This is a genomic window from Rhizobium sp. BK098 (assembly GCF_014193155.1).
Classification (GTDB): Bacteria; Pseudomonadota; Alphaproteobacteria; order Rhizobiales; family Rhizobiaceae; genus Rhizobium.
Window position 1 is genome coordinate 1 of record NZ_JACHYY010000010.1, and the last position, 21,609, is coordinate 21,609.

Here is a 21,609-nt window from a genome sequence, read left to right on the forward strand (position 1 = left end):
CGGTATGCTTGCCCCTGAACGGGAGGCTCAATGATGTTGCGAAACTGCATTGCGAGAAGTTCACCTCAGTCACAGACTTTGTCAACAGGACCTAGGAAGACGATCGATGATGGCTCGCTTGCAAAGACGTATCACGGTCGCTGCCGAGCGTACCTCCCCAAAGCTCCGTAAATGCGCAACCGGAAGCCCCTAGTGCCGGCCGGATATGAATTGTTTTTGTCCTTTAGACGCGTACATTTGACCGATGCGCGGCAGCCATCAATCACTATGTTCGACTAACCTCCCGAGCGTTAAAGGCAAGGAGATAGCCAAATGTTCATCGCAATCGTCGATTTTACTGTTGAACCTGAAAGCCGCGTCGCAGTCATCGCAAGGCTGCTTCAAGATAGCGATGTTATCCGCACCATGGAAGGAAACCTCGCATTTAGTCCCTATATCGACCCTGTCGATGACGGGGCGGTTCGCATTTGGCACGAATGGCGAGATGTTGAGCATTTCCGCACCTATACGGCGTCGGAAGTGTTTAAGCAGCTCGGCCTTGTGCTGCGCCCATTGATGAAGGCGCCGCCGATTAGCCGACGGATGATGTCCGAAGCTCTTGAGACGATCGCCTGAGGCGCACACTGATGGGCGAAGCAGCCGAAGCTTACAGCGTTTCCCGGCTGTTTCCTCCAGCCGACCGTGCTGAATTGCGTTTCGACCGGCACTACCTGCTTTACTGTACGGCCGGCACGATGCGTCTGGAGGCAGAGGGCAAGGTCTGGTCATTGCCCCCGTCGCGGGCCGCCATTATTGAAGCGGGTCGGAGTATTCATGTGACCTTACCGCAGGCGGTAATGGCTTGTTCAACTCTCTTCGCTCAAACATTCATTCCCGCTCCGGCAGAGGCTCTTACGGTCATCAATGTGACTCCTCTTGCGCGCGAATTAATCCTCGCTTGCCGTGTTTGGACTGATGTCAATAAGCCGCTCAATCCCTATGCGCGGCAACTCTTCGCGACCTTAGCGGCGGTCGTCAGCCAACTCGCCGCTACGCCGTCCAATGCCGCCATGCCGCTACCCCGTTCGAGTGGCGTCGCTGCGGCGATGCGACTGACCGAACAGCGGATGGCCGAAGCGCCGGACTTCGCCTCGATTGCGCGCGACGTCGCAATGACGGAGCGGTCACTTGCTCGGCGTTTCTCGGACGAGATGGGCATGACCTGGCGTCAGACATTGCGCCGGTTGCGCATCATTCGCGCTATGGAACTTCTCGGAGCGAATGATATGACTATCACCGAGGCAGCATATTCGGTCGGCTACGCATCGCTATCGGCGTTCAACGCCGCATTTCTGGAAATCAACGGCCAGACACCGACGGACTTCCGCCTCAGCATCCAGGGCGCTAGCCTTCCGCACGCCTAGCTTGCTCGGGATTCGCACAGATGCCATCACAGTGGCATCAAATCTCCGACTTGATGTCGCCCATGCGGTTCCAGGCGTCGAGGCCGGCGATCTTGTAGGCTTCGGCGAGCGTCGGATAGTTGAAGGTGTTTTCGACGAAATATTCGACGGTGCCTTTGAGGTTCAGCACGGCCTGGCCGATATGCACGAGTTCGGTGGCGCCTTCGCCAACGATGTGGACGCCGAGCAGGCGGCGTGTCTTCAACGAGAAGATCATCTTCAAGAGGCCGGTATCGAGGCCCATGATATGGCCGCGCGACGTCTCGCGGAAGCGGGCGATACCGCATTCATAGGGAATGTGCCGGTCCTTGACCTCTTCCTCGGAGAGGCCGCAGGTGGAAATCTCCGGCACGGCATAGATGCCGTAGGGAAAGTATTTCGGCGGCTCCTTGGCGATCGCGCCGACAGCGACGCGTGCCGCAATGCGACCCTGTTCCATCGAGGTGGACGCAAGGCTCGGGAAGCCGACGACGTCGCCGGCGGCGAAGATATGCGGAACCTTGGTGGCGAAGGTTTCCGGATTGACGTTCAGACGGCCGCGGGCATCGGCCTCGAGGCCGGCAGCGGGGAGATTAAGGGTGTCGGTGGCACCCATGCGGCCGGCGGCAAACAGCACCATGTCAGTGGTCAGACGGCGGCCGTTATCGAGCGTCAGCTCGACCTTGCCGTTCGGCAGGCGCTCCACCTTTTCGGCCTTCTGTCCGAGCAGCAGCTTCATGTTGCGGTCACGAAGCTGATAGGTGAAATCCTCGACGATCTCCTTGTCGATGAAATCGAGCATGGTCGATTTCGGATCGATCAGTGTCACTTGCGTGTCGAGGGCACTGAAGATTGTGGCGTATTCGATGCCGATGACGCCGGCGCCGATGACGACCATCGATCGCGGCAGATCCTGGATATCGAGGAGTTCGTCGCTGTCGAGAACCGTCTTGTCGTCGAACGGCATGTAATCCGGACGGAAAGGCTTGGTGCCGACTGCAAGCAGGATGCTGGCGGCGGACACGGTAACGACCTCGCCATCATCCTTGACGATCTGCATCGTCTGCGGATCGACGAAGCTCGCCTTGCCCCGAATATGCTGGACGCGATTGCGGGCGAACTGATGCTCAAGCACCTCGACCTCGTGGTCGAGAGTGATCAGCAGGCGGCGGCGCAAATCTTCGGCGCTGATTTCCTGCTTGACGCGATAGGCGCGGCCGTAGAAGCCGCGTTCGCGCCAACCCGAAAGGTTCAGCGCCGTTTCGCGTAGCGTCTTGGAGGGGATGGTGCCGGTGTGGACCGAGACGCCGCCGACCCGTTTGCCTTGCTCGACGACGAGCACCTTTTTGCCGAGTTTGGCGGCCTGGATAGCGCCTCTGCGGCCGGCAGGGCCGCTACCCACGACTAGGAGATCGAATTGGTCCATCGGGAAGCCTCGGATGACTGGACTAGGGAATCAATGTCGCAATGCAACATGCACTCCGTCAACCGGTAGCGGCTCAATGTTACAGATTATCTAACGGGAAGTTTGGCGCTCAGGACGCCGAAAGGCCGAGCCAGGGTTCCAGCTTCTCGAAGGTACGGTCCATGGCATAGGCACGGGTGAAGGAGAACGGCAGGTGACCATAGATGATCGACATCTGGCCCTCCGCGGTAGCCTCATTCGTCTTGGCAATGGCGGCAAGGTAAAGTGCCGAGGCTAGGCCGGTTCTGTCGGCTCCGGCCTGGCAATGAATGAGGATCGGCTTCGGCGCATTTCGCATGATATCGACGAGTTGGGCCGCCTGCTCCTGCGTCAGTTCGCGACCCGAAGACATGTGGAAATCGATATGGTCGATGTTGAGCGCTTTCGCCTGAGCGACTTCGGTATCATACCAATGGTGCCCGCTATTGTCGCCGCGCAGGTTGATAATGGTCCTGATGCCGTATTGCTTCTGAAACTCGGCGATGTTGCTGGCCGAGGGCTGCGAGGAGCGGTAGAGCTCGCCGGCGATGACCGGATGGAAATTCGTCGTCCAGAGCATGTGAGCATAGAAGCCGCCGGCGTTTGCCGCGAAACCGATCGAGGCAACGAACGCGCCACGGCCAAAACGGCGAAGGCGAGAGGCAAGTGTCGGCGATGTCTTCTGCATGCGATCTCCGGACCGGGTCGACCACCGAGGCGGATTGGTCAAATCAAAACAGCAGCTTCCGCCAGCAGGCCTGCCGTTGCGATAGCCGCGATCCTTCTGCCAGATGATCCTGACGCTGAACTGAAAAATGGTAACTGACGGGGATTGGCGATTCACAGCCGCTTCGAAAAATCGGAAGCGTCAGCTAATTTAAAAAATAATAAATATATCAAAAGTTTGGGTAGCATTTTTAACTAGAAATCTTAGGAAGCGTTCGGCGATTTCAGATCAATCGCAATGCCCGGAAGCTGACGTGGCCGTTTTTTCCAATGATAACATGGTCGTGAACGGTGATGCCCAAGGGCTTGGCGGTATCGATGATGGTCTTGGTCATCTCGATATCGGCGCGCGAGGGTGTCGGATCGCCGGATGGGTGATTATGCACTAGAATCACCGCCGAGGCGGAGAGTTCGAGTGCGCGTTTGACGACCTCGCGCGGGTAGACCGGCGTATGATCGATGGTGCCGAAGCCCTGCACCTCGTCGGCGATCAGGGCATTGCGCTTGTCGAGAAACAATAGGCGGAATTGCTCGCGGGCTTCATGCGCCATGGCGGCATGGCAATAATCGATGAGCGCCTTCCAGGAGGAGAGCACCGGCTTGCCCGTCAATTCGCTCTTCAGCATGCGCTGTGCGACGCTCGCGACCAGCTTCAGGTCGAGCGCGACCGCATCGCCGACGCCGCTGACCTCGGTCAACAGGCCGACCGGCGCGCCGAATACGCCGCCGAGCGAGCCAAAGCGGGCGAGCAAGGCCTTGGCGATGGGTTTCGTGTCGCGACGCGGGATCAGCCGGAAGAGCAGCAGCTCGAGGATTTCGTAATCGGCCAACGCCGCGTCGCCACCGTCGCGATAGCGATTGCGCAACCGTTCGCGGTGACCATGATAATGGGCTTCGACATTGGGCGGCGCGGATTTGCCAGCCGGGGCGGATTTTGTGGTCTGCGAGGCCGGCTTGACAGTCTGTTGGGGGAAGAACAGCCGCTCGTCGAGCAGCGCAGCCTCTTCCAAAGTCTCCGGCTTCCCGCCTCTTTCGAGGGGCATGTCACCATGTCCGTTGGAAGAAGCGGGCCGTTTCGCCATGAATTATCCCTGCAGCGGCGGCAGGCCGGGGCGGTCGAGGCCGCCGGGCGACAGGGTGAAGATTTCGTAGCCCGTGGCCGTGACGCCGACCGTATGTTCGTATTGTGCTGACAGCGAACGGTCGCGAGTGACGGCGGTCCAGCCATCGCCGAGTACTTTCACATGCGGCTTGCCGAGATTGATCATCGGCTCGATGGTGAAGATCATGCCTTCGCGCAGTTCCGGGCCGTCATTGACCCGGCCGTAATGGAGGATATTCGGCGAGTCATGAAAGAGGCTGCCGACGCCATGGCCGCAGAAGTCGCGCACGACCGAGCAGCGTTCGCCCTCGGCATAGGTCTGGATCGCTTCGCCGATCGCGCCGGTACGGGCACCCGGACGCACGGCGGCAATGCCGCGCATCAGAGATTCATAGGTGACTTCCAGCAGGCGTTCGGCCGAGCGCTTGATTTCGCCGACGGGGTACATGCGGCTGGAATCGCCGTGCCAGCCATCGAGCACGTAGGTCACGTCGATATTGACGATATCGCCGTCGCGCAGCGGCTTGTCATTGGGAATGCCATGGCAGACGACGTGGTTGATCGACGTGCAGGAGGATTTCATGTAGCCGCGGTAGTTCAGCGTCGCGGGATAAGCGCCGTGATCCATGCCGAATTCGAAGACGAAACGGTCGATGACATCGGTGGGCACGCCGGGCCTGACGATCGCGGCGAGTTCATCGAGGCAGCGGGCGGTCAGTTGGCACGCTTTGCGCATTCCGGCAAAGGCGTCCTCTCCATAGATGCGGATGGCCCCCGTATTCTTCGCCGGCGCCGTTGCCGCTTCGATGTAATTCACCATGACTAGCCTTCGATCGAGATCTTAAACTGTTCTAATGCAGCTATGCCGGGTTCGTCTATCGGGATCAACCCGGCAGGCGCGATTTCCGTCGGCGAAACCCTGCATTTCAGCGCATAGACTTCAACCCCACGCGCCAAAGCGCGATGGTAGGCCTTGGCATAGACCGGATCGAGATCACCGCAGATGCGGAAGCGATGGCAATCATTGCGCTGGATCACAAACAACATGACGGCGCGGTAGCCGGCCTCGGCCATGTCGCCGAGTTCTTCCAGATGCTTGGCGCCGCGTGCCGTCGCCGTATCGGGGAACTCTGCAAGACCCGGCTGCCGCATGAAATGGACGTTCTTCACCTCGACATAGGTGGTTGTCCGCAAAGGGTCGGTCAAGAGCAGGTCGATGCGAGAGTTGCGGCCGTAATTCTGCTCGCGTTTGACCATCGTGTACTCCCCGAGATCGGAGACTTGCCCAAGCGCAATCGCTTCCACCGCAATGCGATTTGGCATGGCGGTGTTGACGCCGACCGTGGTGTCGTCGGCTTCGATCAATTCGAAGACATGACGGTATTTTCGCTTCGCGCCCTCGTGCTCGGAGAGCCAGATTCGCGAGCCCGGCGCCGTCAGACCAAGCATCGAGCCGGTATTGGGGCAGGAGCCGGTGATGAAGGTGCCGTCCTCCAGTTCGGCATCGAAGAGGAAGCGCTTGTAGCGGGAAATCAGGCGAGCGGGGACGAGAGGCGAAGGAAATTGCATAATCGGGCGACTGCCTACGCCCGTTCCAGGACGTAGCTGCCGGGGGCTTCTTCCAGCGCATTGAGGGCCTTGCCGCCGGGTTTGCGCGCAGCCGTCATGCGATGATCTTGCTCGAGGATCCAGGCATGCCAATGCGGCCACCAGGAACCAGGCGTCTCCTTTGCCTCCGCGAGCCAATCCTCATAGTCGCCGCCCAACGGGCCGCCTGTCCAGAACTGGTATTTGTGCTTGTCGGGCGGATTGACGACGCCGGCAATGTGACCGGAGCCCGTCACCACGAATTCCACCGGACCGCCGAAACATTGGCTGCCGACGAAGACCGATTTGGCCGGCGCGATATGGTCTTCGCGCGTCGCCAGATTGTAGACGGGGATGCGAACGTCCTTCAGCGACAGCGTCTTGCCGTCGAGCACCATTTTGCCCTGGCTCAATGCATTGTTGAGGTAGCAGTTGCGCAGGTAAAATGAATGGTTGGCCGCGGCCATGCGCGTGGAATCGGCGTTCCAGAATAGAAGATCGAAGGGCATGGGTTCCTGCCCCTTCAGATAGTTGTTGACGAAATAGGGCCAGATCAGTTCGGAGGCGCGCAGCATGTTGAAAGCCGTCGCCATCTTCGAGCCTTCGAGATAGCCGAGCACATTCATCTGCTCTTCGAGCGCTGCGATCTGCTCCTCGTCGACGAAAACCTTCAGATCGCCAGCGAAGGTGAAATCGACCTGCGTCGTCAGGAAGGTAACCGTTCGGATGCGCTTGTTCTTTTCCTTGGCATGGAGGGCAAGCGTCGCCGCGAGCAGCGTGCCGCCGACGCAATAGCCCACGGCGTTGACCTCCTGCTCGCCCGTCGCCTTCTCGATCGTTTCCAAAGCGAAATCGATGCCTTCGCGGGCATAGGAGGTCCAGTCCTTGGCGGCATGCCGCTGATCGGGATTGACCCAGGAGATGACGAAGACCGTGTGACCCTGCTCCACGCACCATTTGATGAAGGATTTCTGTGGGTTGAGATCGAGAATGTAGAATTTGTTGATCCAGGGCGGGCAGATGAGCAGAGGCCGCTTCAATACCTTGTCCGTCGCCGGCTCATACTGGATCACCTGGCAGACATCGCTCTGCGCGATCACCTTGCCTGGCGTAAGCGCCATGTCGCGGCCGACAGCGAATTTCGTCATGTCCGTTTGCCGCAGACGCAGCTCGCCATGGCCGAGGCTGATATCCTCCGCCAGCATCTTCATGCCGCGCACGAGATTCTCGGCATTGGAGGCGATGGTTTCGCGGTAGACCTGCGGATTCGTCGCGATGAAATTGGTCGGCGAGAAGGCGGCAGTGATCTGCTTCGTGTAGAACGCCGCCTTGTGACGTGTGTGTTCATCCAGTCCTTCCGCATCTCCGACCAGCTTTTCAGCCCAGTTCGATGTCAGAAGATAGGTCTGCTTCAGGAAGTCGAAGAAAGGATTCGTCTGCCAGTCCTCATCGGCAAAGCGCCTGTCCTTCACTGGTTCGGCTTCGGCTGACGAATCGCCGCTGAGGCGCTGCATGGTCTTCGTCCACAGGCCGAAACAGCCGGAAAGCAGATGAGTCTGCGCCTCCAGTGTGCGGCGGGGATCGGAAAGCCAGTACTCTCCGACCTTGGAGAGTGTCTTGACCATGTCGGTGAAGGGATCGGCAACCGTATCGACCTTCTCGCCGCGCTCGCGTGGCGCAAGCCAGGCTGAGGCCGCCTTGCCGAGATTTTCCAGCGCACGGGCAAAGTTGACGGCCATCGCTTCGGGATCCCTTACGATGTAAGGCTCGACTGACTTTGGATCAAAGCCGGGAAAGCCGCCATTACCTTCATTCTTGTCCCGCTTGCTGTCGGTCACGCTCATCCTCCCGGCGGCAGCTCGTGTCTTGTTTTCCATTTGTACATCTTGCGGGAAAAGGAATACAAGTCGAATGAAACGCAACCCTGCTCTTGCTTTGCTGCTGCGACAAATTTAACAGTCGCAACCCACAGCAAGGAATAGCGCAGGAAGACAATTATGGGCGGCGGCATGGTGGCAAGACTGAACCGGTATTCCGTACTCTGCGGTGCAATGTGCGGAATTCTCGCATTGACGCTCGCGGGCTGCTCGACGCCCGAGGAAAAGGCGGCCTTCGCCAAGCGCAAGCAGCCGCCTCAGGCTGTCATCGTAAAGCCCGCCAGGGGCACGCCGGTGGTGGAAACCAGCACGCAGCAATATTACAAGGACGGCTATCCTTCCTTCAATGCGCCGCCGACCGCTGCAAACGTCCAGATCAACGATCAGCAGGCTGGCGATCTGGTCAAGCAGCTGACGGCACTTGGATCGCAGCGTAAGGCTGGCACGATCTCCGAGGCCGAGTACCAGAGGCGTGTTGCCGAAATGCGCAAGCTCGCTGCCGAACATGGCCAGGATACGCTGCAGGAAATTCAAAAAGAGGGCGGCACGCCGCCGGCACAGACGCAGAATTAGCCTTGCGTTTCAGGCGATTTGGCCGCAAAGCGTTCGGATAGGCCGAATTTGGATGTATCTGACCGGCGGATTGTATTTTGCGTGCATAAGCGCCCAAGATTCACCTTATCTTTCGAGATAGCATGAATACGGCGCCGCGAGTCCCAAGTTCGTATCGCGGCTGGCCGGGAGATCAACGAACTTCAGCGCGGTTTTGAGGGCCGCTGTCCCATGGGGAAAGAAATGGAAGAGTTTCATAAAGTCCGGCGTTTGCCGCCCTACGTTTTCGAACAGGTCAATCGTTTGAAAGCGAGCGCGCGAGCGGGCGGGGCGGACATTATCGACCTCGGCATGGGCAATCCAGATCTTCCAACCCCCAAGGCGATTGTCGACAAGCTGTGCGAAGTGGTTCAGGACCCGCGCACGCATCGCTATTCCTCCTCCAAGGGCATTCCGGGCCTTCGCCGTGCGCAGGCCGCCTATTATGCCCGCCGTTTCGGCGTGAAGCTCAATCCGGATACGCAGGTGGTCGCCACCCTCGGCTCCAAGGAAGGCTTCGCCAACATGGCGCAGGCGATCACGGCGCCGGGCGACGTCATCCTCTGCCCGAACCCGACCTATCCGATCCACGCCTTCGGTTTCCTGATGGCCGGCGGCGTCATCCGTTCGATCCCGGTCGAGCCGGACGATAGCTTCTTCCCGCCGCTGGAACGGGCCGTGCGCCACTCGATCCCCAAGCCACTGGCTCTGATTCTGAATTACCCGTCAAACCCGACGGCCTATGTCGCGACGCTCGATTTCTACAAGGAAGTCGTCGCTTTCGCGAAGAAGCACGACATCATCGTGCTCTCGGATCTGGCCTATTCGGAAATCTACTTCGACGATGCGCCGCCGCCGTCGGTGCTGGAGGTTCCAGGCGCCATCGACGTAACGGTTGAATTCACCTCGATGTCGAAGACCTTCTCCATGCCCGGCTGGCGCATGGGGTTTGCCGTCGGCAACGAGCGGCTGATTGCGGCGTTGACGCGTGTGAAGTCCTACCTCGATTACGGCGCCTTCACGCCGATCCAGGTGGCGGCGACGCATGCGCTGAACGGTGATGGCTCCGACATCGCCGAAGTGCGCAACATCTACAAGCGTCGCCGCGACGTTCTGGTGGACAGCTTCGGCAAAGCCGGCTTCGACGTGCCGCCGCCGGCGGCGACGATGTTTGCCTGGGCGAAGATCCCGGAAAAATTCCGTCATCTTGGCTCGCTGGAATTCTCCAAGCTTCTGGTCGAGAAGGCTGACATTGCGGTCGCTCCGGGCATCGGCTTTGGCGAGCAGGGCGACGATTACGTGCGCATAGCGCTTGTTGAAAACGAGCATCGCATCCGTCAGGCGGCGCGCAATCTAAAGCGCTTCCTCTCCACCGCGGACGAGACGATGCACAATGTCATTTCGCTGAACGCTCATCGTTCATAATATCGTGCGGCAGCCGTTTCCGCGGCTGCCGTCCCAATACTGATCAGGAATTTTCCATGGCAGATGCCCTCAAAATCGGCATTGCGGGCTTGGGTACCGTTGGTGCCTCGCTCGTCCGCATCATCCAGAGCCGCGCTAACGAGCTTGCCGTTACCTGCGGTCGTCCCGTCAAGATCGTCGCCGTCACGGCGCGCGATCGCACGCGGGATCGCGGCATCGATCTAACGGGCATCGAATGGTTCGGCGGTCCGGTCGATCTGGCGCAGAAGGCCGATATCGACGTCTTCGTCGAGCTGATCGGCGGTTCCGAGGGCGCGGCCAATGCAGCTGTGCGCGCGGCGCTTGCACGCGGCCTGCATGTCGTCACCGCCAACAAGGCGCTGCTTGCCTATCACGGTGTCGAACTCGCGCAGATCGCCGAAGAGAAGGGCGCTTTGCTGAATTTCGAAGCGGCCGTTGCCGGGGGCATTCCGGTCATCAAGGCGCTGCGCGAATCCCTGACCGGCAATACGATTTCGCGCGTCTACGGCATCATGAACGGAACCTGCAACTACATCCTGACCCGGATGGAGAAAGAAGGCCTGTCCTTTGCTGATTGCTTAAAGGAAGCACAGCGTCTGGGTTATGCGGAGGCGAATCCGGCTTTCGACATCGAGGGCAATGACACGGCCCACAAGCTTGCCATCCTGACGACGCTCGCCTTCGGCAATCGCATCGCGGCCGATGATATCTACCTTGAGGGCATAACCAACGTCTCCATCGAGGATATTCGCGCCGCCGCCGATCTCGGCTACCGCATCAAGCTGCTCGGCGTCGCCCAGCGCACCGAAAGCGGCATCGAGCAGCGTGTGCATCCGACCATGGTGCCGCTCGATTCGGTCATCGCCCAAGTCGATGGCGTCACCAATGCCGTGGCGATCGAATCCGATATCCTTGGCGAATTGCTGATGGTCGGCCCCGGCGCCGGCGGCAATGCGACGGCCTCGTCCGTCCTCGGTGACATCGCCGATATCGCCAAGAGCCGCCCGGGCGAGCAGCGTGTACCTGTGCTTGGTCATCCGGCCAAGGCGCTGGAGCCTTACCGCAAGGCGCAGATGCAGAGCCATGAAGGCGGCTATTTCATCCGCCTCACCGTTCTCGACCGTACCGGCGTCTTCGCTAGCGTGGCGACCCGCATGGCGGAAAACCATATTTCGCTCGAATCGATCGTCCAGCGCTCGAAGCAGCATCTGGCACCTTCCGATCACCAGACGATCATCCTCGTCACCCATGCGACGACGGAGGATTCGGTGCGTAAGGCGGTTGCCTCGATCAAGAACGAGGGCTATCTCGTCGGCGAGCCGCAGGTTATTCGCATCGAACGGCCGAAAGAATAGTCTGATCAGCGGCGGCGTGCCTCAAAGGGACGCCGCACTCAAATTCCGGGAGAGATGGTGGAGCAACCGGTCGATCCAGTTCAGCGGGCATTTCTGGGTGTCGAGCGCTCGGTATCAGGCAATCGCTGGGTGTCCCGACTCGACCAGGCCGGCCAGAACAGGGCGCTCGCCATCGCGCAGACGCACGGCCTGCCGGAACTGATTGCCCGCGTGCTTGCCGGCCGCGGCGTCGGGCAGGACGAAGCCATGGCCTTCCTCGATCCGACCATCCGCGGCCTGATGCCGGATCCACATCTATTGACCGATTGCGAAAGGGCCGCGCGACGCCTCCTGCTTGCGATCAGTAAGGGCGAGACCGTTGCGATCTTCGGCGACTATGATGTCGACGGCGCTGCCTCCTCGGCGCTGCTCTATCGCTTCCTCACCCATTTCGGCGCGCCGGCCAGCATCTATATTCCCGATCGCATCTTCGAAGGCTACGGGCCTAATCCGACAGCTATCGGCCAGCTCATCGATAATGGCGCGACGCTGATCGTGACGGTCGATTGCGGCTCCACCAGCTTCGAATCGCTTGAAGTGGCGAAGGCACGCGGTATCGATGTCGTCGTCATCGATCACCACCAGGTGGCGCATGAGCTGCCTCCATGCCATGCGCTGGTCAATCCGAACCGTGAAGACGATCTTTCGGGGCAGGGGCATCTCTGCGCCGCCGGGGTGGTTTTCATGGTTCTTGTCGCGGCGCTGCGGCTGCTGCGCGAGGCGGGTGATTCCCGCGTGCGATCCATTGACCTGCTTGCCTGGCTCGATATCGTCGCGCTCGCGACCGTCTGCGATGTCGTGCCGCTGAAGGGCTTGAACCGCGCCTATGTCGTCAAAGGGCTGATCGCTGCCCGCCATCAGGGCAATCTCGGGCTCGCAGCGCTCTTTCGCAAGGCGGGCCTCAATGGTCCCGTCACGCCCTATCATTTCGGCTTCCTGATTGGTCCGCGCATTAATGCCGGCGGCCGTATCGGCGATGCCGCTCTTGGCGCACGCCTGCTGACGCTGGCCGATGGGGGCGAAGCCGACACGATCGCTGCGAAGCTCGACGAACTCAATCGCGAGAGACAGGCCATGGAAGCCGCCATGCTGCAGGAGGCGGCGGCCGAGGCGCTGGCGGAATATGGCAATGGCGATGGCGCCTCCGTCATCATCACAGCGCGCGAGAACTGGCATCCGGGTATCGTCGGTCTGATTGCCTCACGATTGAAGGACAAGTTCCGCCGGCCGGCCTTTGCTATCGCCTTTGATCCTATGGGCAAGGGCACAGGCTCCGGTCGCTCCATCAACGGCTTCGACATGGGTCGCATGGTGCGCGCAGCCGTTGATGCCGGTCTGCTGGTCAAAGGCGGCGGCCATGCGATGGCTGCCGGCCTGACGGTGGAGCGAAGCAATCTCGGAAAGCTGCGGGCCTTCTTCACGGAGAAGGCGGAGAAACAGGTAGCAGGGCTTGTTGCCAACGAAACGTTGAAGATCGACGGTGCGCTCGGCGCAAGCGGCGCGACCGTGGAGCTGATCGATAGGCTGGAGACAGCTGGTCCCTATGGCTCGGGCCATCCACAGCCCGTCTTCGCCCTTCCGAGCCACCGCCTGCGCGATTCTCGTCTTGTCGGCCAGTCGCACATCAAGATCACGCTGGAGGCGCAGGACGGCGGCCGAGTGGATGGCATCGCCTTCCGTGCGGCTGAGACGCCTCTGGGTGAGCTGCTGATGTCGTCGCGCGGCGCGCAGATCCACGTCGCCGGCACGCTTGGCGCCGATCACTGGCAGGGCAGCCGCCGCGTACAGCTGCGGGTCACGGATGCGGCGAAAGCTCCGTAATGCAGATTACGCCAGATACGCGTCTGCCGTGATCTGCGTTTAGCGAGCAGAAACATCAATTTAAGGGGAGAGGCAGTGGCACGCCCTAGGGGAGTCGAACCCCTCTTTACAGAATGAAAATCTGTCGTCCTAACCGATAGACGAAGGGCGCGTGCTGTGGCGCCCTTATAGTCAGCACCTTTCATTCCCGCAAGCGGAAAAACGAGAAAAATCGCAGAAAAATCCATGACTAGGCGAAGAATTTTTCGGGGAACTGTGGAAAACGTCGAGCCGCGCGATTGGTACGCCCTAGGGGAGTCGAACCCCTCTTTACAGAATGAGAATCTGTCGTCCTAACCGATAGACGAAGGGCGCATGCTGCGCGGTGTAAATAGGAATAGCCTATTGCGTCCGCAAGCGGTAGCTAAAATGATTGGCTGTGGGGGAAGAACAACAGTGGCACGCCCTAGGGGAGTCGAACCCCTCTTTACAGAATGAAAATCTGTCGTCCTAACCGATAGACGAAGGGCGCGTTCAGCTGTTGTGTGGCGCGCTTATAGCGGGGTGATTTCATTCCCGCAAGCGGCAATTTTGCTTTTTTGTGGAAAAAATGACAGATGAGTGAAACTGCCGCCGACGCTGAATAAGCAAGCCTTAACAGGCTCTTGCCAGTGACAGTGAAGAATCCTTTGAAACGTAGGCTCTTTATTGCCCGGTCGCGCTTTGCACCGGCTGCACCAGCAGCTTGCCGTTCTGCGGCTGGTTCTTCGAGGCGATGAATTGCGCGAGGGCGGCCGCTTGTCTGCCGTTCAACTCATGGACATTCGGGCTCGGCGTTGCTGCCGCTCCGGACGCCGTTACCTGGGCAATCGGCTGTGGCGAACCCGCAGCCGGCGAGGTTGCATTGCGGATGACGGGCGGTGGCAGCATGTCTGCCGAGGTGCGGCCGTTCGGCGCGGCGGTATCCATCGCCTGCGGTGCCCCTGCCTGCATTGCCGTTGGCGGTGTGCTGTAGACACTGCGCATCATCGGCGTAATGGGCTGAGCTCCGTTGGCTCCGGCCTTGGCAAGCGTCCCATCCGGATTGACGGCAATGGGCGGCGGTGCGGAAAAGATGCTGCTTCTGCTCGCATTGACGCCGGTCGGCTGCGTGACCAGGCCCGCAATACCGGTTTGCCCCTCGGGGGGAGTTTCCACAGGCGCCGGATAGAGCGCCTGATTCTGCTGCGCGACGATCTGCTGGCGCGTGCCGTTGACGCTATGCACCAGCGGGTCGCGATAGGCGAGGTCGGCGTTGCGTCGCCGGGCGTCGGCCTTATTGTTCATATCGGTCGCGAGTTGTTCGGCTGCCGTCGGTTGAACAGCGGGCGCAATGTCTGATGTCTCGGTCGGCTTTTGACCCTTGGTCGCGCAGCCCGCAATCATCACAAATGAGGCAAGAACGGCAATTGTGCTTGCTAGCTTCTTCCTGCCGTATAAAATCTGCTGATCGCACATAGGACGTTCCCTGCAAAAGGTTTGCATCGGAACGGCCTCCTGCGAGGGACGATGATATCGCACGCGCCGACTGGGAACGATGACCGCGCGATATCCGATGCATGATGCTTCGAGTCGTCCAAGCATGCCGGAGGATGGGCATGGGCGGCAAGCGCGAAACGGATGGCTCCGCGCGTGCCGTAAGCCTCGCGAAAGCTTGGGCCTTACCAGGAGCCGGTATTGGCCATGGAAGCCCAGGGCTCGGTCGAGGGAAGATTGGCGCCCTTCTGCAGGATCTCGATCGAAATGCCGTCCGGAGAGCGCACGAAAGCCATGTGACCATCGCGGGGCGGGCGGTTGATCGTGATGCCGTTGTCCATCAGCTTCTGGCAGGTCGCATAGATATCGTCGACCTCGTAGGCGAGGTGGCCGAAATTGCGTCCTCCGCTATATTCTTCCGGGTCCCAGTTATAGGTCAGTTCCAGGCTGGGGGCGCCGTTGCTGCGGGATGATTCGGCATCCCCGTCGGCCGCAAGGAAAACGAGCGTATAGCGGCCTTTCTCGTTTTCGTAGCGGCGGGTTTCGATAAGCCCGAATAGGGTGCTATAAAAATGCAACGAGGCGTCGAGATCGGTGACGCGGACCATCGTATGGAGATAACGCATTCTATTTCCTCTCTTAATGTTGAGCTGGACGGATCTTCGATCGCGGCACCAGCTTCGCGCAAGTCTTGGAGCAATAATCTTAGGGTGGGAATAAACGAAAACTAGGACTTGCGCTTTTCCGTTACCAAGATGTTAATCTTGATATCAGGGAATCAGTTAACCGTAACAGTGTGACGCGTAATCGAGGGCTGACTAGGATGGGTGACAGAATTTCATCGAAGGGAGTTGTCGACTTCGAGGAGATGTCCGGCGATACCGTCGAGCTCATCGAAATCTCAGGCGTCGTCAAGTGGTTCGATGTCGCCAAGGGCTTCGGTTTTATCGTGCCTGACAATGGCATGCAGGACGTATTGCTGCATGTGACGTGTCTGCGCCGTGACGGTTATCAGACGATTCTCGAAGGAACTCGCATTGTTGCGCTGATTCAGCGCCGCGAGCGCGGCTACCAGGCCTTCAAGATCCTCTCCATGGACCAATCGACGGCGGTACATCCCTCGCAGATGCCGCCTGTCCGCACACATGTGCAGGTGACGGCGACAAGCGGCCTTGAGCGCGCGCTGGTCAAGTGGTTCAACCGCACCAAGGGTTTTGGTTTCCTGACGCGCGGCGAGGGCACCGAGGATATCTTCGTGCACATGGAAACGCTGCGCCGCTTCGGTCTCGCCGAGCTTCGGCCGGGGCAGGTGGTGCTCGTTCGCTTCGGACCGGGCGAGAAAGGCCTGATGGCGGCCGAAATCCACCCGGATGCGCCGAGCCCGGTGACACGGCCGCACTGATATGAGCAAAGCTGGTTTTTCCGGAATTTTGAAAAGCGCCATTTTGGCGCTTTTTCTCGTTGGGGCCGTAATCCCGGTGTCCTTTGCGGGACAAACTGTGGGCCGGCAGTCGATGGCTTTCGATTCGGAACCGCTTTCAATCGCATCGCCCAAGGGCCAGACGCATAAATTTAGCGTGGAACTGGCCCTGACGCCGCCACAGCTCGAACTCGGCCTGATGTATCGCGACAGCATGCCGGCCGATCATGGCATGCTGTTCGATTTCGGCACGTCGCGGCCCGTCATGATGTGGATGAAGAACACCAAGTTGCCGCTCGATATGCTGTTTCTGGATCAAAACGGTGTCGTCACTCATATCCAGGAAAACGCCGTGCCCTATTCCGAAGCGATCATCAGCTCCGGTGGGCCGGTTGCCTATGTCATCGAGCTGAACGCCGGCATTGTTCGCAAACTCGGCCTTGCCGTTGGCGATACGGTGACGAGTGCCACCATTTCAAGAAAGCTCGGCAAGTAAATTTTCACCGGGGAAGATGTGCCGGCCGAGATTTTACCTGTTGCAGCGGGGAGATGAACCGTGTATCTCCCCACTCGTTCCGCAGGATCAAGCGTTCGGCGGAAATCAACTGATGATCCCGTTTGGGTCATGCTGACGGTACGGAGTGTAGCGCAGTCTGGTAGCGCATCTGGTTTGGGACCAGAGGGTCGGGAGTTCGAATCTCTCCACTCCGACCATTTAATACCCCCTCATAGAAGTCGTTGAATTCGTCCTGATAGGGGCTGCCTTTTCGCTTGAAAACAAAGGAATTCGCGGCTAAGCAAAAGTCGTGTTCGCGTGACCTGCAACGGATCGCGCTAAGCAAGAGAAGCAAGAAGGCGGATCATTCCCGCTTGATTCGGAGGCGCTGCAGCAATGCCTGCCAAGATTTATCGTCCTGCAAAAACCGCTATGCAATCCGGCAAGGCCAAAACCAATATCTGGGTTCTGGAGTTCGATCAGGAAACGCCGCGCAAGATTGATCCGATCATGGGCTATACCTCCTCAGGCGATATGCGCCAGCAGCTCAAGCTGACCTTCGAGACGCAGGAGCAGGCGGAAGACTACGCCAAGCGCAACGGCATCGATTACCGCGTCGTCCCGCCGAAGGATCCTATCCGGCAGACGTTGTCTTATTCCGACAACTTCCGCTTCAACCGCATCCAGCCCTGGACTCACTGAAGCCAGGCACTTATTGAACGCCGCCCATTGAGTTTGGCGGCGGTTTCAGGCATGTGTTGCCCGCCGCACTTAAGGTGCGGCCAGGCCTTACGGCCCCTTAGCTCAGCTGGATAGAGCACTTGCCTTCTAAGCATGTGGTCGCAGGTTCGAATCCTGCAGGGGTCGCCATTTTCCATATGGAAATCAATCATTCAGACTGATTTGTTAAAGCATGCGACTAATTATGCGACCGTAGAAATGTGCGACAAGATCGCACGAAATATCGCACAGAAGTCGCACGCTTTTGCGCGCACTATGGCGTGGGCAAATCACCATTTGCCGATCGCCGCCTTCCCGAATTGCGGCACGCGCTCGCCAGGCAGGACGTAGATGACGCGGATCTCGCGGCAGCCGCACCGAGGGCAGCGAAGACGTTTCCCTATATCGGCAAGCGGGAAATCGCGGCCGCGCGTCGAGACGAGTGTCATCATGTCCAGCTCATAGCTCCAATCGCATTTGGTCGATCCTCGGCCCTGATCGACGCGACCGTGCATGCATCGGGCGACCAGGCGCCAGTCTAAATTCCATGCTTGTCCCAATGTCTCGACCATGGAGGATCGATAACAGAACAAAATAAGAACATCAATTGACTCGAGGATGCGCCGGCTGGCATGATAACAACAGAAGACGGAGGACTTTTCATGTGCGGACGCGTTTTTATCCGATCCGATTTCGAGACGTTGCTACGAAATTTCGGCTTTGCCAGGCAGGACGAGATCTTGCGGATGGGCAATCAGTTTCCCCGGCTCAATGGCGCACCCAGCCTTGACTACCCGATTATCATCAAGGACGAGGACAGATCCGGAAAGGTCGGGCCGGTTTTCATCAGCGCCAAATGGGGCCTGGTTCCGTCCTGGATGAAGCCGCCACTCAATCCACAGATAAATGCCAGGGCTGACACCATCAAAACTAAACCGATGTTCCGATCGGCCTACCGGTCGCGGCGCTGCCTTGTGCCCGTCGACGGCTATTTCGAATGGCAGGCTTTGGATCCGAAGGGCAAGAAGAAGCAGCCCTATGCGATCAGCCTGAAGAGCGACAAGCCATTTGCCATGGCCGGCATATGGGAGACCTGGCGGGATCCGGAAACCGATCTCACCATCAGGACGTTTGCGATCGTGACGACAGAGGCCAACGAGATGATGTCTCGCATTCATGACCGAATGCCGGTGATCCTGAAGCCGGAGGACTACGATCGCTGGCTATCTGACGAACCGGATCCGGCCGACCTGTTGGCGCAATATCCTAGCGACGAGATGAAAATGTGGCCCGTGACAAGAGACATGGGCAAGGCGAGCTATCAGGCTGCGGATGTTCTGAACGAGATCGATCCGGATCCGGAGCCCGATCTATTCTAAGGCGCAGATCAGCGGCCGGTCGAGCTTTGCCGGTCCTGCCGCTGCAGGATCTCGCGAACGACCTTTACGTCGCCCGTCAGCTCATTGACGTTTGAGCTGAGATCCTTGATCGAGGCGAGCACCGTTCCGACATTCTGCTCGTTGGTGCCCATGCGGTAGGTCAGCGCCTTTACGTCGCCTTCGCCGACGGCCTGCTTATCCTCGACCGTCTTCAGCCGCTGGTCGAAGCGCGCGGCGTTTGCCTCGCTCTGGACAATGTAGTCCTTTCGCCAGTTCTGCAGATCCTCGACATCGCGGCTCTTGTTTGCCGTCACCCAAATGCACATGCCGACGCTCGAGGCTATCGATAGTACGCCGACGGCGATCCCGACGTAGGTGTTGAGATTGACCCCCATCTTCCTTGCACGTTCCCTGATCTGCATGGCATCGTCTCCGTTCTCTTCCGTCACGGCGCGCCTTCACTTCCTGCACATAGGATCCTTGCCGCACTGGATATTGTGCGCGGCAACTTCCTTCACAAACGGCCGATCGTTGGCAAAGATGAAAGCGCGGGTCGCCGAGCTGGGATGCAAGGCCGCATAGCCGGCGCCATCACTCGCACCGGCCATCGCGCAGCTCGCCGCCAATAGCGCGACACAGATCAGCGTCAGACATGTCCTTAACCTTGGCATCCGTCGCGCTCCTTTCCTTGAGCTGATTGAAGGTGGCCTGCCTTGCGTCCGCCTCGGCGATCGCGCGGCCGTCCGATCGGCCCCTGAGATAGAGGCCGCCGGCGATCGCCACGACGGCCAGGCCGATGACGATCGGCAACCAGTTCTTTTTCAGGAAGAGGACGAGGAGCGCCGGCATCAACCTTGCTCCACAGTCTTCGTCGACTTAAACCAGCCGTAGAGCGCGTAGCACGTTAATCCGACGCCGATGATCGCCGCGACGCCAAGAAGCGCCTGTGAGGCAATGTCGGCGGCGTGAACGCCGGTTCCGGTGAGGTTCGCCGCCGCGTCGGATATCTGGCCGCGCATCGTCGTCACCAGGGCGACCGGCGCCATGGCCTTGGCAGCCTTCTGAACGGCCGGCACTTGCGAGACGGGCAGGGCGCCAGGCTTCTCGCTCGGCGTCACCTGGTAGGCCTTCAAGGCGGCCTGAACTTCCGGGCCGGCAACGCCGTCGACCGTAAGACCCTTTGCCATCTGGAAGTTCCGGACAGCATCGCGGGTAGCGGGACCATAATCGCCATCGACCTGGATCGACGCGCCGGCGCGCACGAGCAGCGCCTGCAGCTCGCGGACGCCGGCACCGGACGAGCCTAGGCGCAGCATGCCGGATGCCGGCGAGATCGACGGGCGGCCACCATAGGCCGCAAAGGCGCGGGCAAGTTTGTTGTCGTAGTCATTGGCCTTATAGTTCGGCCCATTGTAGCCACGCGCGAAGCCGGCCCAATCCTGCCGCTTGATGTCGTCGACCAGGCCGTTGCGCTCGATAAAGCGCACCATGATTTCAACCTGGTTGCCGACGCCCGCTTTGACGAAGGCCAAGAATTCCTCGGCCGAGGAGAAGTTCAGCGACTTCCAATGCGCGCCCATGACCTGGCCGACGCCCCAGCTGCACGACATGATGGCGGCCGCTTTGTCGATATCGCACATGCGCGAAAACATCTTGTAGCGGTCGGCCTGGCTGGCAGGGTTCTTGACCTTGCCCGCAATTGGCGAGGCGAGGCCGGCGGCGCGGGCTGCCGCCTGTTTATCGGCCGGCACCAGGCGATCGAAGTAGTGGCCTTCGATCCGGATCAACGGCAGCTCGACGCCGTTTACGTTGGTGGAGGCAATGCCGTCGCTCTCCGTATCGACGACGGCGGAGAGGGCGGCAGGCTCGATATTGTGATCTATGGCGACCGATCGGATTGCGGCGAGGATAGTTGCGTTGAACATGAACGGCTCCAGCGGTGATTGGAGCCGAGTTTAGGACCGCAAGGATAGGGTCAAATGCGCAGGCAAGTGTCCGCTAGGAAATGCCGAAGCCCAATGTTTCATTGGCGGCGCCGGTCAAACGATCGCCGGTCAAACGCCGGTACAATTCGGCGAACCGCAGACTTCCCTTGGCGAAGGAGATCGTGAAGTGACTGGCACCCATATCCGCCGGCCAGATCGTGGTTCCAGGAGCAATCGCAACAATGCGGCGTACCGCATCCAGATCAGGATCAAAGTTGAGATCGACGACCAACGTGATCTGCCCGGAAACATCTTCGCGCAAAATGGCCGAACGATAACCTTCCTCGCGCTTGAACGCGTTGGCGTAGCGGCCGTCGCCGTCCTCCGGATCGATCGAATATTGCGGTGAAAGCGCGAGAACATGAGTGGCGCCAAAGGCACGACTATGCTTCAGGGCCCCATAGCCGCCCATCGAAAAGCCGTATGCCATTCTGATCGGAAAACGGTCCGTGAAACGGCGCGACAGCTCAGCAAGAGCGCGAACGGAGGACGGAAACCAGTTGTTGCTTTTTGCCGTGATGCCGAGGGCGGCGACACCCAGCTTGCTAAATGTCTGATATCCGAAAAACGGCGCGACCTCGAGATGGAAATCCATATAGGAAAAACTGAGGATGCAGCCGTTGCTATCGGCATCCTGAAACAGGATGCGACAGTCATCGTTTTCCGCGACTACGATCATCTACACTCCCCCAAGAGTAGTATTTAG

23 protein-coding genes and 5 tRNA genes are annotated in these 21,609 nt (G+C 59.5%); 12 read left to right on the forward strand and 16 right to left on the reverse strand.

What is annotated here, in order from left to right:
* The first annotated feature begins 312 nt into the window (after positions 1-312).
* Together FHT73_RS22865 and FHT73_RS22870 are read left to right on the forward strand one after the other, a co-directional pair.
* Positions 313-615, forward strand: a complete 303-nt coding sequence (locus FHT73_RS22865) for an antibiotic biosynthesis monooxygenase (protein WP_112610169.1) — start codon at positions 313-315, stop codon at positions 613-615.
* 11 nt (positions 616-626) lie between these two features.
* Positions 627-1,403 carry an AraC family transcriptional regulator gene (locus tag FHT73_RS22870; protein ID WP_112610171.1) on the forward strand — a complete coding sequence of 259 codons (777 nt, stop codon included), beginning with the start codon at positions 627-629 and terminating at the stop codon, positions 1,401-1,403.
* A gap of 37 nt (positions 1,404-1,440) precedes the next feature.
* On the opposite strand, the gene sthA is transcribed toward FHT73_RS22870, so the two are convergent.
* From sthA to phaC, 6 genes are all read right to left on the reverse strand, one after another.
* A complete protein-coding gene (gene sthA, locus FHT73_RS22875) occupies positions 1,441-2,847 on the reverse strand; it encodes a Si-specific NAD(P)(+) transhydrogenase (protein ID WP_112610173.1) in 1,407 nt (468 codons plus the stop codon).
* Between the two features lie 109 nt (positions 2,848-2,956).
* Positions 2,957-3,553, reverse strand: coding sequence for a dual specificity protein phosphatase family protein (locus tag FHT73_RS22880; RefSeq protein ID WP_183715032.1), 597 nt, complete (start codon positions 3,551-3,553; stop codon positions 2,957-2,959).
* A gap of 262 nt (positions 3,554-3,815) precedes the next feature.
* Entirely contained in the window at positions 3,816-4,634 is an 819-nt protein-coding gene (radC, locus tag FHT73_RS22885; RefSeq protein ID WP_246698821.1) for a DNA repair protein RadC, read from the reverse strand.
* 42 nt (positions 4,635-4,676) lie between these two features.
* On the reverse strand, positions 4,677-5,513 hold the full coding sequence (gene map / locus FHT73_RS22890; RefSeq protein ID WP_112610177.1) for a type I methionyl aminopeptidase: 837 nt from the start codon (positions 5,511-5,513) through the stop codon (positions 4,677-4,679).
* 2 nt (positions 5,514-5,515) lie between these two features.
* Positions 5,516-6,262, reverse strand: coding sequence for a DNA/RNA nuclease SfsA (sfsA, locus tag FHT73_RS22895; RefSeq protein WP_112610179.1), 747 nt, complete (start codon positions 6,260-6,262; stop codon positions 5,516-5,518).
* A gap of 14 nt (positions 6,263-6,276) precedes the next feature.
* The gene (gene phaC, locus FHT73_RS22900; RefSeq protein ID WP_183715036.1) at positions 6,277-8,118 is read right to left on the reverse strand and encodes a class I poly(R)-hydroxyalkanoic acid synthase; all 1,842 of its coding nucleotides are present in this window, start codon (positions 8,116-8,118) and stop codon (positions 6,277-6,279) included.
* Positions 8,119-8,277: 159 nt separating this feature from the next.
* Here phaC and FHT73_RS22905 point away from each other — a divergent pair, with 159 nt between their 5' ends.
* From FHT73_RS22905 to recJ, 4 genes are all read left to right on the forward strand, one after another.
* Positions 8,278-8,730 (forward strand): hypothetical protein, encoded by a 453-nt coding sequence (locus tag FHT73_RS22905; RefSeq protein WP_112338298.1) that lies wholly within the window; start codon positions 8,278-8,280, stop codon positions 8,728-8,730.
* Between the two features lie 222 nt (positions 8,731-8,952).
* Entirely contained in the window at positions 8,953-10,173 is a 1,221-nt protein-coding gene (locus FHT73_RS22910) for an LL-diaminopimelate aminotransferase (protein ID WP_095434780.1), read from the forward strand.
* A 56-nt stretch (positions 10,174-10,229) separates the two neighbouring features.
* Positions 10,230-11,549, forward strand: a complete 1,320-nt coding sequence (locus tag FHT73_RS22915) for a homoserine dehydrogenase (RefSeq protein ID WP_183715038.1) — start codon at positions 10,230-10,232, stop codon at positions 11,547-11,549.
* 57 nt (positions 11,550-11,606) lie between these two features.
* The gene (gene recJ / locus FHT73_RS22920) at positions 11,607-13,409 is read left to right on the forward strand and encodes a single-stranded-DNA-specific exonuclease RecJ (protein WP_183715040.1); all 1,803 of its coding nucleotides are present in this window, start codon (positions 11,607-11,609) and stop codon (positions 13,407-13,409) included.
* 76 nt (positions 13,410-13,485) lie between these two features.
* Here the strand turns inward: recJ and FHT73_RS22925 are convergent.
* The 5 genes from FHT73_RS22925 to FHT73_RS22945 all read right to left on the reverse strand — a co-directional run bounded on the left by FHT73_RS22925 (position 13,486) and on the right by FHT73_RS22945 (position 15,529).
* Positions 13,486-13,560: transfer RNA gene (locus FHT73_RS22925), tRNA-Glu, on the reverse strand.
* Positions 13,561-13,688: 128 nt separating this feature from the next.
* Positions 13,689-13,763: transfer RNA gene (locus FHT73_RS22930), tRNA-Glu, on the reverse strand.
* An 82-nt stretch (positions 13,764-13,845) separates the two neighbouring features.
* Positions 13,846-13,920 (reverse strand) — tRNA-Glu (locus tag FHT73_RS22935).
* A 173-nt stretch (positions 13,921-14,093) separates the two neighbouring features.
* The gene (locus tag FHT73_RS22940) at positions 14,094-14,714 is read right to left on the reverse strand and encodes a hypothetical protein (RefSeq protein ID WP_246712201.1); all 621 of its coding nucleotides are present in this window, start codon (positions 14,712-14,714) and stop codon (positions 14,094-14,096) included.
* Between the two features lie 374 nt (positions 14,715-15,088).
* Positions 15,089-15,529, reverse strand: a complete 441-nt coding sequence (locus FHT73_RS22945) for a VOC family protein (protein ID WP_183715044.1) — start codon at positions 15,527-15,529, stop codon at positions 15,089-15,091.
* A gap of 197 nt (positions 15,530-15,726) precedes the next feature.
* Between FHT73_RS22945 and FHT73_RS22950 the strand changes: the two genes are divergently transcribed.
* The 5 genes from FHT73_RS22950 (at position 15,727) to FHT73_RS22970 (ending at position 17,689) form a co-directional block, all read left to right on the forward strand.
* On the forward strand, positions 15,727-16,305 hold the full coding sequence (locus FHT73_RS22950; RefSeq protein ID WP_015339721.1) for a cold-shock protein: 579 nt from the start codon (positions 15,727-15,729) through the stop codon (positions 16,303-16,305).
* Between the two features lie 112 nt (positions 16,306-16,417).
* On the forward strand, positions 16,418-16,819 hold the full coding sequence (locus FHT73_RS22955) for a DUF192 domain-containing protein (protein WP_246712202.1): 402 nt from the start codon (positions 16,418-16,420) through the stop codon (positions 16,817-16,819).
* 141 nt (positions 16,820-16,960) lie between these two features.
* Positions 16,961-17,037 (forward strand) — tRNA-Pro (locus FHT73_RS22960).
* Between the two features lie 178 nt (positions 17,038-17,215).
* On the forward strand, positions 17,216-17,521 hold the full coding sequence (locus FHT73_RS22965; protein WP_112338303.1) for an ETC complex I subunit: 306 nt from the start codon (positions 17,216-17,218) through the stop codon (positions 17,519-17,521).
* 91 nt (positions 17,522-17,612) lie between these two features.
* Positions 17,613-17,689, forward strand: a tRNA-Arg gene (locus FHT73_RS22970).
* Between the two features lie 140 nt (positions 17,690-17,829).
* Here the strand turns inward: FHT73_RS22970 and FHT73_RS29560 are convergent.
* A complete protein-coding gene (locus FHT73_RS29560) occupies positions 17,830-17,991 on the reverse strand; it encodes a hypothetical protein (protein WP_246712203.1) in 162 nt (53 codons plus the stop codon).
* A gap of 210 nt (positions 17,992-18,201) precedes the next feature.
* Between FHT73_RS29560 and FHT73_RS22980 the strand changes: the two genes are divergently transcribed.
* Complete coding sequence (locus FHT73_RS22980; RefSeq protein WP_183715050.1) at positions 18,202-18,918, forward strand: SOS response-associated peptidase; 717 nt, start codon at positions 18,202-18,204, stop codon at positions 18,916-18,918.
* Between the two features lie 8 nt (positions 18,919-18,926).
* On the opposite strand, the gene FHT73_RS22985 is transcribed toward FHT73_RS22980, so the two are convergent.
* The 4 genes from FHT73_RS22985 to FHT73_RS23000 all read right to left on the reverse strand — a co-directional run bounded on the left by FHT73_RS22985 (position 18,927) and on the right by FHT73_RS23000 (position 21,582).
* On the reverse strand, positions 18,927-19,340 hold the full coding sequence (locus FHT73_RS22985; protein ID WP_183715052.1) for a hypothetical protein: 414 nt from the start codon (positions 19,338-19,340) through the stop codon (positions 18,927-18,929).
* A gap of 169 nt (positions 19,341-19,509) precedes the next feature.
* Entirely contained in the window at positions 19,510-19,767 is a 258-nt protein-coding gene (locus FHT73_RS22990; RefSeq protein WP_183715054.1) for a hypothetical protein, read from the reverse strand.
* A complete protein-coding gene (locus FHT73_RS22995) occupies positions 19,767-20,843 on the reverse strand; it encodes an N-acetylmuramidase domain-containing protein (RefSeq protein ID WP_183715056.1) in 1,077 nt (358 codons plus the stop codon). Before FHT73_RS22995 ends, FHT73_RS22990 begins: the two co-directional genes overlap by 1 nt.
* A 73-nt stretch (positions 20,844-20,916) precedes the next feature.
* Entirely contained in the window at positions 20,917-21,582 is a 666-nt protein-coding gene (locus tag FHT73_RS23000; RefSeq protein WP_183715058.1) for a hypothetical protein, read from the reverse strand.
* Between the last annotated feature and the right edge of the window lie 27 nt (positions 21,583-21,609).

Bases quoted from the DNA above. Each gene is read 5' to 3' on its own strand.
- FHT73_RS22985 (WP_183715052.1), bottom strand. From the start codon at position 19,340: ATGCAGATCAGGGAACGTGCAAGGAAGATGGGGGTCAATCTCAACACC.
- FHT73_RS22905 (WP_112338298.1), top strand. From the start codon at position 8,278: ATGGGCGGCGGCATGGTGGCAAGACTGAACCGGTATTCCGTACTCTGC.
- FHT73_RS22865 (WP_112610169.1), top strand. From the start codon at position 313: ATGTTCATCGCAATCGTCGATTTTACTGTTGAACCTGAAAGCCGCGTC.
- FHT73_RS22990 (WP_183715054.1), bottom strand. From the start codon at position 19,767: ATGCCGGCGCTCCTCGTCCTCTTCCTGAAAAAGAACTGGTTGCCGATC.
- FHT73_RS22995 (WP_183715056.1), bottom strand. From the start codon at position 20,843: ATGTTCAACGCAACTATCCTCGCCGCAATCCGATCGGTCGCCATAGAT.
- FHT73_RS22880 (WP_183715032.1), bottom strand. From the start codon at position 3,553: ATGCAGAAGACATCGCCGACACTTGCCTCTCGCCTTCGCCGTTTTGGC.
- FHT73_RS22910 (WP_095434780.1), top strand. From the start codon at position 8,953: ATGGAAGAGTTTCATAAAGTCCGGCGTTTGCCGCCCTACGTTTTCGAA.
- FHT73_RS22955 (WP_246712202.1), top strand. From the start codon at position 16,418: ATGGCTTTCGATTCGGAACCGCTTTCAATCGCATCGCCCAAGGGCCAG.
- FHT73_RS22980 (WP_183715050.1), top strand. From the start codon at position 18,202: ATGTGCGGACGCGTTTTTATCCGATCCGATTTCGAGACGTTGCTACGA.
- FHT73_RS23000 (WP_183715058.1), bottom strand. From the start codon at position 21,582: ATGATCGTAGTCGCGGAAAACGATGACTGTCGCATCCTGTTTCAGGAT.
- FHT73_RS22945 (WP_183715044.1), bottom strand. From the start codon at position 15,529: ATGCGTTATCTCCATACGATGGTCCGCGTCACCGATCTCGACGCCTCG.
- sfsA (WP_112610179.1), bottom strand. From the start codon at position 6,262: ATGCAATTTCCTTCGCCTCTCGTCCCCGCTCGCCTGATTTCCCGCTAC.
- FHT73_RS29560 (WP_246712203.1), bottom strand. From the start codon at position 17,991: ATGATGACACTCGTCTCGACGCGCGGCCGCGATTTCCCGCTTGCCGAT.
- FHT73_RS22870 (WP_112610171.1), top strand. From the start codon at position 627: ATGGGCGAAGCAGCCGAAGCTTACAGCGTTTCCCGGCTGTTTCCTCCA.
- sthA (WP_112610173.1), bottom strand. From the start codon at position 2,847: ATGGACCAATTCGATCTCCTAGTCGTGGGTAGCGGCCCTGCCGGCCGC.
- FHT73_RS22965 (WP_112338303.1), top strand. From the start codon at position 17,216: ATGCCTGCCAAGATTTATCGTCCTGCAAAAACCGCTATGCAATCCGGC.
- FHT73_RS22950 (WP_015339721.1), top strand. From the start codon at position 15,727: ATGGGTGACAGAATTTCATCGAAGGGAGTTGTCGACTTCGAGGAGATG.
- FHT73_RS22940 (WP_246712201.1), bottom strand. From the start codon at position 14,714: ATGAACAATAAGGCCGACGCCCGGCGACGCAACGCCGACCTCGCCTAT.
- map (WP_112610177.1), bottom strand. From the start codon at position 5,513: ATGGTGAATTACATCGAAGCGGCAACGGCGCCGGCGAAGAATACGGGG.
- radC (WP_246698821.1), bottom strand. From the start codon at position 4,634: ATGCCCCTCGAAAGAGGCGGGAAGCCGGAGACTTTGGAAGAGGCTGCG.
- FHT73_RS22915 (WP_183715038.1), top strand. From the start codon at position 10,230: ATGGCAGATGCCCTCAAAATCGGCATTGCGGGCTTGGGTACCGTTGGT.